Source organism: Trinickia sp. (assembly GCF_051953405.1).
Lineage (GTDB): Bacteria > Pseudomonadota > Gammaproteobacteria > Burkholderiales > Burkholderiaceae > Trinickia.
The window spans coordinates 1-7,901 of sequence record NZ_JBQCIV010000138.1 but is presented as its reverse complement, the minus strand read 5'-3'; the positions used below and the strand labels follow the sequence as shown (position 1 = coordinate 7,901).

Annotated in this window: 7 protein-coding genes; 1 reads left to right on the top strand and 6 read right to left on the bottom strand. The window is 65.7% G+C overall.

The features are described 5' to 3' along the window. Positions 1 to 266: 266 nt before the first annotated feature. From purH to ACTHN9_RS25000, 5 genes are all read right to left on the bottom strand, one after another. Entirely contained in the window at positions 267 to 1,832 is a 1,566-nt protein-coding gene (gene purH, locus ACTHN9_RS25020) for a bifunctional phosphoribosylaminoimidazolecarboxamide formyltransferase/IMP cyclohydrolase (protein WP_440539506.1), read from the bottom strand. Positions 1,833 to 1,870: 38 nt separating this feature from the next. After that, a complete protein-coding gene (locus tag ACTHN9_RS25015) occupies positions 1,871 to 2,104 on the bottom strand; it encodes a Fis family transcriptional regulator (RefSeq protein ID WP_102609481.1) in 234 nt (77 codons plus the stop codon). Next, positions 2,101 to 3,165: a tRNA dihydrouridine synthase DusB gene (dusB, locus tag ACTHN9_RS25010; protein ID WP_440539507.1), complete on the bottom strand. Its 1,065-nt coding sequence runs from the start codon at positions 3,163 to 3,165 to the stop codon at positions 2,101 to 2,103. The genes ACTHN9_RS25015 and dusB overlap by 4 nt, the downstream gene beginning before the upstream one ends. Before the next feature lie 146 nt (positions 3,166 to 3,311). Next, positions 3,312 to 4,571, bottom strand: coding sequence for a UbiH/UbiF/VisC/COQ6 family ubiquinone biosynthesis hydroxylase (locus ACTHN9_RS25005; protein ID WP_440539505.1), 1,260 nt, complete (start codon positions 4,569 to 4,571; stop codon positions 3,312 to 3,314). Between the two features lie 4 nt (positions 4,572 to 4,575). Further along, entirely contained in the window at positions 4,576 to 5,979 is a 1,404-nt protein-coding gene (locus tag ACTHN9_RS25000) for an aminopeptidase P N-terminal domain-containing protein (RefSeq protein ID WP_440539504.1), read from the bottom strand. 249 nt (positions 5,980 to 6,228) lie between these two features. Between ACTHN9_RS25000 and ACTHN9_RS24995 the strand changes: the two genes are divergently transcribed. Next, a complete protein-coding gene (locus ACTHN9_RS24995; protein WP_440539503.1) occupies positions 6,229 to 6,840 on the top strand; it encodes a glutathione S-transferase N-terminal domain-containing protein in 612 nt (203 codons plus the stop codon). Between the two features lie 72 nt (positions 6,841 to 6,912). On the opposite strand, the gene ACTHN9_RS24990 is transcribed toward ACTHN9_RS24995, so the two are convergent. Beyond that, positions 6,913 to 7,901: FMN-binding glutamate synthase family protein (locus ACTHN9_RS24990; RefSeq protein WP_440539502.1), on the bottom strand; the 989-nt coding region annotated here is incomplete at its 5' end.

Here is a 7,901-nt window from a genome sequence, read left to right as displayed (position 1 = left end):
CCGCTGTAGGAGTAAAAGGCCGTTCGACGGAAGCGGGCCCCGACACCCCAGCGGCTATGACCACCACCGTCAATCAGCAGGCACCTGCGCCGGAAGATGCGCCCACGCCTGCCCTTGCTCGCGCGGTCGGGCGTAGGCCACTAAGCCACTAAGGGGCAACTGCCCGATGCTGCGGGGCCAGCAACAAAAAAACCCGGCCGGAGCCGGGTTCCCATGCGGCGACGTAAGTCGCCAAGCGTCGGTTTCGATGAACGTTCAGTGACCGTTCAATGACGGAAATGCCGTACGCCCGTGACGACCATCGCGATGTTGTGCTCGTCCGCCGCCGCGATCACTTCGTCGTCGCGCATCGAGCCGCCCGGTTGAATCACGCAAGTTGCGCCGGCCGCGACCACCACGTCGAGGCCGTCGCGGAACGGGAAGAATGCATCGGACGCCACGGTCGAGCCTTGCAGCGAAAGGCCCGCGTTTTGCGCCTTGATGCTGGCGATGCGCGCGGAATCGACACGGCTCATTTGGCCCGCGCCGACGCCGAGCGTCATTCCCTTGCCGCAGAACACGATCGCATTCGACTTCACGAACTTGGCCACGCGCCACGCGAACATCAGATCGTCCATTTCCTGGGGCGTCGGATACCGTTTCGTCACGACGCGCAGATCGCGCGGCAGCACATTCTTCGCATCGGGCGATTGAACCAGCAAACCGCCGCCGACGCGCTTGAAGTCGAACGCGTTCTGACCCGCGCCCAACGCGATTTCCAGCACGCGCACGTTTTGCTTGGCCGCGAGCACTTGCTTCGCGCCATCGGTCAGCGACGGGGCGATCAGCACCTCGACGAATTGCTTCGTCACGGCCTGAGCCGCCGCTTCGTCCACTTCGCGGTTGAACGCGATGATGCCGCCGAAGGCCGAGGTCGGATCGGTTTGGAATGCTTTCGCGTAGGCTTCGGCGGAATTGCCCGCTACGGCTACGCCGCAAGGATTCGCGTGCTTGACGATGACGCAGGCAGGCACGTCGAACGTCTTGACGCATTCCCATGCCGCGTCGGCATCGGCGATGTTGTTGTACGACAGCTCTTTGCCCTGCAACTGACGATAACCGGCGAGCGCGCCGGCGGGCATGGCGATATCGCGATAGAACGCGGCGCTTTGATGCGGGTTCTCGCCGTAGCGCAGATCCTGCACCTTTTCGAACGCGAGGTTCAGCGTGTCCGGGTACGTGTTGCGCGACGAATGCTGCAAGGCCTCGGTGAGGCTCGTCAGATAGTTCGTGATCGCGCCGTCGTACTGTGCCGTATGCGCGAACACCTTCGTGGCGAGGCGGAAGTTCGTCTGATAGCCGACCGTATTGCCGTTCGCGCGCATTTCCGCGAGCACCGTCTCGTAATCGGCCGGATCGACGACGACCGTGACATCGCGATGATTCTTGGCCGCCGAGCGCAGCATGGTCGGGCCGCCGATGTCGATGTTCTCGATTGCATCGGCGAGCGTGCACTCGTCCTTGGCGATCGTCGCGACGAACGGGTACAGGTTCACGACGAGCAGATCGATCGTCGGGATATCGTGCGCGTCCAGCGCGGCCATGTGCTCGGGCAGGTCGCGGCGAGCGAGGATGCCGCCATGCACTTTCGGGTGCAACGTCTTCACGCGCCCGTCGAGCATCTCGGGAAAGCCGGTGTAATCGGCCACTTCGGTCACCGGAAGACCGGCGTCGGCGAGCAGCTTGGCGGTGCCCCCCGTCGACAGAATCTTGACGCCGAGCGCGGACAGCGAACGAGCGAACTCGACGATGCCGGACTTGTCGGAGACGGAAATGAGCGCTTGCTTGATCATGATGGGAACGATGGCCGGAAAGGAACGAAGGTGGCGCGTTACAGCAAGCCGTGCTGCTGCAGCTTCTTGCGCAACGTATTGCGGTTGATGCCGAGATAATCGGCGGCCAGCGACTGATTGCCGCCGGCCCGCTCGAGCACCACCTCGAGCATCGGTTTCTCGACGCATGACATCACCATGTCATAGACGTCGTGCGGATTGGCGCCGTCGAGATCCTGGAAGTACATCCCCAGGCTGTCGCGGACGCATTGTTCGATATTGTGCTTGCTCATGCTGCTAAAGGTTCGTTGCGGTTCGGCTCGGTGGGCGCGGGCGTGTCCTCGTCGACATAGACGAGCCGGTCCGACAGCGCCTGTTGCTCGTCGAAAAACGCGTTGACGGCGACAAGCTGCTCGCGTGTGGTATCGAGCGTGTTCATCCGGTGCCGGAACGCATTGGCGCCGGAAAGGCCGCGAGTGTACCAGCCGATGTGCTTGCGTGCCGTGCGCACCCCCGTATATTCGCCGTAAAACGCATAGTGATCTTCGAGGTGCTCGTTCATCACTTGCCGGATTTCGGCGATGCGCGGAGGCGGCAACAGCTCGCCCGTAGCCAGGAAATGCGCGATTTCGCGAAACAGCCACGGGCGTCCCTGCGCCGCCCGTCCGATCATGATCGCGTCGGCGCCCGTGGCCGCCAGCACCGCGCGGGCCTTGGGCGGAGAATCGATGTCGCCGTTGGCCACCACCGGAATGCGCACGGCCGCTTTCACGGCCGCGATCGTGTCGTACTCGGCTTCGCCATGGTAAAGATCGGCCCGGGTGCGGCCGTGAATCGTCAGCATCGAAATGCCGGCCGCCTCGGCCAGCCGAGCGATGTGCACCGCGTTGCGATTTTCGCGGTTCCAGCCCGTGCGAATCTTCAACGTGACCGGCACCGCATCGGGGCCCGTGCCCACGGCGGCGACGACGGCTTCCACGATACGCACGACCAGCGGCTCGTTTTGCAGCAGCGCCGAGCCGGCGGCGACGTTGCACACCTTCTTGGCCGGGCAGCCCATGTTGATGTCGATGATCTGCGCGCCGTTGGCGACGTTGTAGCGTGCCGCTTCGGCCATCATCGCCGGATCGGCTCCCGCGATCTGGACGGCGATCGGTTCGACTTCGCCGGCATGATTCGCACGGCGCATCGTCTTCTCGCTTTTCCATAGCTGCGCATTCGACGCGACCATCTCCGACACGGCGTAACCGGCGCCGAGCCGCTTACAAAGCTGGCGGAACGGCCGATCCGTCACGCCCGCCATCGGTGCGACGAAAAGGTTGTTGCGCAGAGTGTGCGAGCCGAGCGTTGGCATCATGAAATGGAGCGGCTACCCGCGCCGGCGAGGCACGGGCGCGGGAAGGCGACCAGGGAAACGTGCATTTTACCGTTAACCGGGGGCCGCGAGCGCATGGGACCGGCTTGCACCGGGTGCGTCGGCGTCGCGCCCGGCACCCACGCTCACTGGCGCTGGCCGAACATCATCTGGCGTGCGAGCGCCGTCTTGACCGGCGGCACGCATTCGAGCGCCGTCAACGCGAGGCCGCGCAACGCGGCGAGCGGGCCGAAATCGAGAGTGAACACGCGCGCGAGCGTATCGGTAGCGCCGATCGTGATACGGCGATCGAACGCGCGGCGGCGCGCGAATTGCGCGAGGGCTTCCGGCGTTGCGCCGCTGCCGGCCAGCGCATCGGCGAGCGCGTGCGCATCGCGTAGCCCGAGGTTCAACCCCTGGCCGGCCACCGGGTGCAGCGTTTGGGCCGCGTTGCCGATCGACGCGATTCGGCCGCGAACGAGCGTATCGGCGGCCACGAGGCCGAGGGGAAACGCCGCGCGGCCTTTGATCGATTCGAAACGGCCCATGCGTTCGCCGAACAGGGCGCCCAGTTCTGCGAGCAGCGCCGCGTCGGACAGCTCGCCGCGCCGCGCTGCCTCGGCGGGACGCATGCACCAGACCAACGCGTAATCGGCCTGGCGCACGCCCCCCATCGGCAACAGCGCGATCGGACCTTCGTCGGTGAAGCGCTCCCAGGCCACATGCGGCCGAGGCGACGATACGGCGACCGTGCCGACGATCGCCGTTTGGCCGTAGTCGCGCGTTTCGCGCTTGGCGGCGAGACGTTCGGGTGCCGTATCGGAAGCGCTCGATTCGGGGCGGGGGGGCGTGCCGTTTTTCCCGTGCGCTTCGCCGTACAGCCCGCCCTCGGCGTTGATCAGCACCCGGGTGCGCAGCGTGCGCTCGACGTGCGCGCTTTCGATGGGCAGCGCGACGAAAGGCGCACCGGGTTCGACTTGCGGCGGCAGCGCGCGGCAGCCGGTGAACCAGTGCGTTCCGGTACGCCGTACGGCGCCCGCGAGTGCGTGGACGATCGACCCGTAGCGCGCGACGTAGCCGAGCGCCGGCAAGTCGTGCTCGCCGCGCTCGATCAGCGTACGCCCGAAGCGGCCGCGCTGGGAAACGTGAATGCGCTCGATCGCGTTGGCGTCGGCCGGCCAGGCCCCGAACGGCTCGAGCAGCATGCGGCTGCCCTCCGAAATCGCAATGGCGCGCGGATCGCCGGCGGCGGCTTCCGGATCGCGTGCGTCGACGAGCGCGACGGAAAGCGTCGCGCTGGCGCTACGCCGGGCGAGCCATGCCGCCAGCGCGAGGCCGACGGGCCCCGCGCCGACGATCGTCACGTCGAATTCATCCGGGGCGTGCGCAGGGTGCATCTCGCTCATGAAATTACGTCGCGGTGGACGCTTGGCGAGCGTCGCGCATGAGCGCTTCGATCGCGTCGGCTTCGACAGGGATGTCGCGCGTGATCAGCACGCATCCGTTATCGGTGACGATCGCGTCGTCTTCGATGCGGATGCCGATGTTCCAATAGCGCTCGGGCACGTCCGGGGCGGCGCGCACGTACAGCCCCGGTTCGATCGTCAGCGCCATCGACGGCTGTAGCGAGCGCCACGGCAAGGCACCCGCGGCATCCGGCAGTGCGTTGCGCTCGCGGTAGTCGCCGCAATCGTGCACGTCCATGCCGATCCAGTGTCCCGTGCGGTGCATGTAAAAACGCGAATACGCGCGCTCGGCGATGACGTCGTCCACCGAGCCGTACTTCGTGCGCTCGACGATGCCCGTGTCGAGCAGCCCTTGCGCGAGGACACGCACCGCCGCATCGTGAGGCGCTTCGAAGCTCACGCCGGGGCGCGTGGCATCGATTGCCGCTTGCTGAGCGGCCAGCACGATATCGTAGAGTTCGCGTTGCGCGGGCGAGAAGCGGCCGTTCGCCGGGAACGTGCGCGTGATGTCCGAGGCATAGCCGTCCAGCTCGCAGGCCGCATCGATAAGGATGAGGTCGCCGTCGCGGGCGATGGCGTTGCCGGCCGGATAATGCAGCACGCACGCGTTGGCGCCCGCGGCGACGATCGAACCGTAGGCGGGTGCTTGGGCGCCGTGGCGGCGGAACGTGTAGAGCAGTTCCGCCTCGAGTTCGTATTCCCGCATACCAGGACGGCATGCCTGCATCGCACGGCGATGCGCCTCGGCGGAAATGCGCGCCGCTTGACGCATGATCGCCAGCTCGTGCTCGTCCTTGATGAGCCGCATGTCGTCGAGCATCGGCAAGGCATCGACGAGCTTGACCGGCGCGGCCACGCCGCTGCGGCCTTGCGCGCGCACGGCTTCGAGCCAGCGCCGCACTTGCGCGTCGAACTCGGCCGAGCGTCCGAATCCGTAAAAGAGCGCCGGGGCATCGGCAATGATGCGCGGCACGTGCGTGTCGATCTCTTCGATCGGAAAGGCGGCGTCGAATCCGAACGCTTCGCGCGCCGCCTCGGGGCCGTAGTGGAATCCTTCCCAGGTTTCGCGCTCGGCGTTTTTCGTCCGACAAAACAGGATGGACGACGGTTCGCCGGCTTGCGCGGTCGCATCGAGGACGATGAACGACTGCGGCTCCGCGAACCCGCTCAAATAGTAGAAATAGCTATCGTGGCGATACGGATAGTCGGTATCGCGGTTGCGCAGCGCCTCGGGTGCCGTCGGCACGAGCGCGACGCCGCCCCCGGCCGCGCGCATGGCGGCAAGCAGGCGCTCGCGTCGGGCTTGATGGACGGAGACGGCGATGGGGGTTTCAGTCGGCGTATTCATTCGTGCGATTGTACTGCTCAATCGGCCGGATTCGCGCAGGGCGGCTTGTCCGACCGATCCGATGGCGGTCGCAATACGCCGTTTCGGGCGCTGGCGACGTTATACTCTTTCTCGCACTTCACAAGGGCCCCCGTCGAACCGATTCGCACGCGAAGCCGTTGCTGGCCGGCGAGGGGCGTGCCGCGCGCACGACGCGGCGAATGCGAAGCCGTTCCAGGGTGGCCCGGTGTTTTCTTGAGAGAAAGGCAGATGATGAAATTAATCGGTTCGCTCGCGAGCCCATTCGTCCGCAAGGCGCGGATCGTGCTCGCCGAAAAGAAGATCGACTATCAATTCGTGCTCGAAGACGTCTGGTCGCCCGAAACGACCATTCATACGTTCAATCCGATCGGCAAGGTGCCGTGCCTTGTCATGGAGGACGGGGAAGCTGTCTTCGATTCTCGCGTGATTTGCGAGTACGTGGATACCCTCTCGCCCGTCGGCAAGTTGATTCCGCAGTCGGGCCGCGAGCGCGTCGAGGTGCGATGCTGGGAGGCGCTTGCCGACGGCATGCTCGACGCGGCGGTGCTGATTCGCCTGGAGGGGACGCAGCGCGACGAATCCCAGCGCAACGAAGGTTGGCTCGCGCGCCAGCGCCGCAAGATCGAAGAAGGGCTCGTGGCGATGTCGCAGGGGCTTGCCGGCAAGCCCTGGTGCGCCAACAACCACTATTCGCTGGCCGATGTCGCCGTGGGCTGCGCGCTCGGCTACTTGGATTTTCGGATGCCCGATCTCAATTGGCGAGAAAAGTACCCGAATCTCGACAAGCATTTCGTGAAGCTTTCGCAGCGCCAATCGTTTATCGATACCGCGCCGAATTGACGGCGCGCCTGGCGCGCCGCTCGGCAGGCGGCTGCCCCTAGGCGCCGCCGGGCGGCGCCTGCGGCGCGCGCGTCAAGCCGCCGCCAACGGTGCGAGCGCCTTCGGCGAGAACGAGTCGCTATCGGCGAGCGGCCACCATTTCTCATACAGCGAATAGCGGTAGTTGCCGTTGACGAGGTCGTTCGGCTCGAGATATTTGAGCAGTTCCGACATCAACTGGACTTCGTGCGACGAGATGCGGCGCACGATGTGATGCGCGCGCAGTTGCGACGGATGGTCGAGCCCCGCGGCTTGCACGATCTCTTGTAGTGCGTGCAGCGTATTGCGGTGGAAGTTGTAGACCCGCTCCGATTTGTCGGGCACCACGAGTGCGCGCTGGCGTACCGGGTCTTGCGTCGCGACGCCGGTCGGGCAGCGTCCCGAGTGGCAGGTTTGCGCTTGAATGCAGCCCACCGCGAACATGAAGCCGCGTGCCGAATTGACCCAATCGGCACCGATCGCGAGCGTGCGTGCAATGTCGAATGCCGTGATCATCTTGCCGCTCGCGCCAATGCGAATCTTGTCGCGCAAACCGATGCCGACGAGCGTGTTATGCACGAGCAGCAGCCCCTCCTGCAGCGGCACGCCGATGTGATCGGTGAATTCCAGCGGCGCCGCGCCGGTGCCGCCTTCGGCGCCGTCCACAACGATGAAGTCGGGCACGATGCCCGTCTCGATCATGGCTTTGGCGATCGCGAAGAACTCCCACGGGTGGCCGACGCAAAGCTTGAAGCCGGTAGGCTTGCCGCCGGAGAGCGTGCGCAGCCGGTCGACGAATTCGAGCAGACCGCGCGGCGTCGAGAACGCACTGTGCGCGGCCGGCGAGATACAGTCTTGCCCGATCGGCACGCCGCGGGCCTCGGAAATTTCGGGAGTCACCTTAGCAGCCGGCAGGACGCCGCCGTGCCCCGGCTTGGCGCCCTGCGAGAGCTTCACCTCGATCATTTTCACTTGCGGATCGCGCGCTTGGGCGGCGAACTTGTCGGCGCTGAAAGTGCCGTCGGCGTTGCGACAGCCGAAGT

Bases quoted from the DNA above. Each gene is read 5' to 3' on its own strand.
- purH (WP_440539506.1), bottom strand. From the start codon at position 1,832: ATGATCAAGCAAGCGCTCATTTCCGTCTCCGACAAGTCCGGCATCGTC.
- ACTHN9_RS25015 (WP_102609481.1), bottom strand. From the start codon at position 2,104: ATGAGCAAGCACAATATCGAACAATGCGTCCGCGACAGCCTGGGGATG.
- dusB (WP_440539507.1), bottom strand. From the start codon at position 3,165: ATGCCAACGCTCGGCTCGCACACTCTGCGCAACAACCTTTTCGTCGCA.
- ACTHN9_RS25005 (WP_440539505.1), bottom strand. From the start codon at position 4,571: ATGAGCGAGATGCACCCTGCGCACGCCCCGGATGAATTCGACGTGACG.
- ACTHN9_RS25000 (WP_440539504.1), bottom strand. From the start codon at position 5,979: ATGAATACGCCGACTGAAACCCCCATCGCCGTCTCCGTCCATCAAGCC.
- ACTHN9_RS24995 (WP_440539503.1), top strand. From the start codon at position 6,229: ATGATGAAATTAATCGGTTCGCTCGCGAGCCCATTCGTCCGCAAGGCG.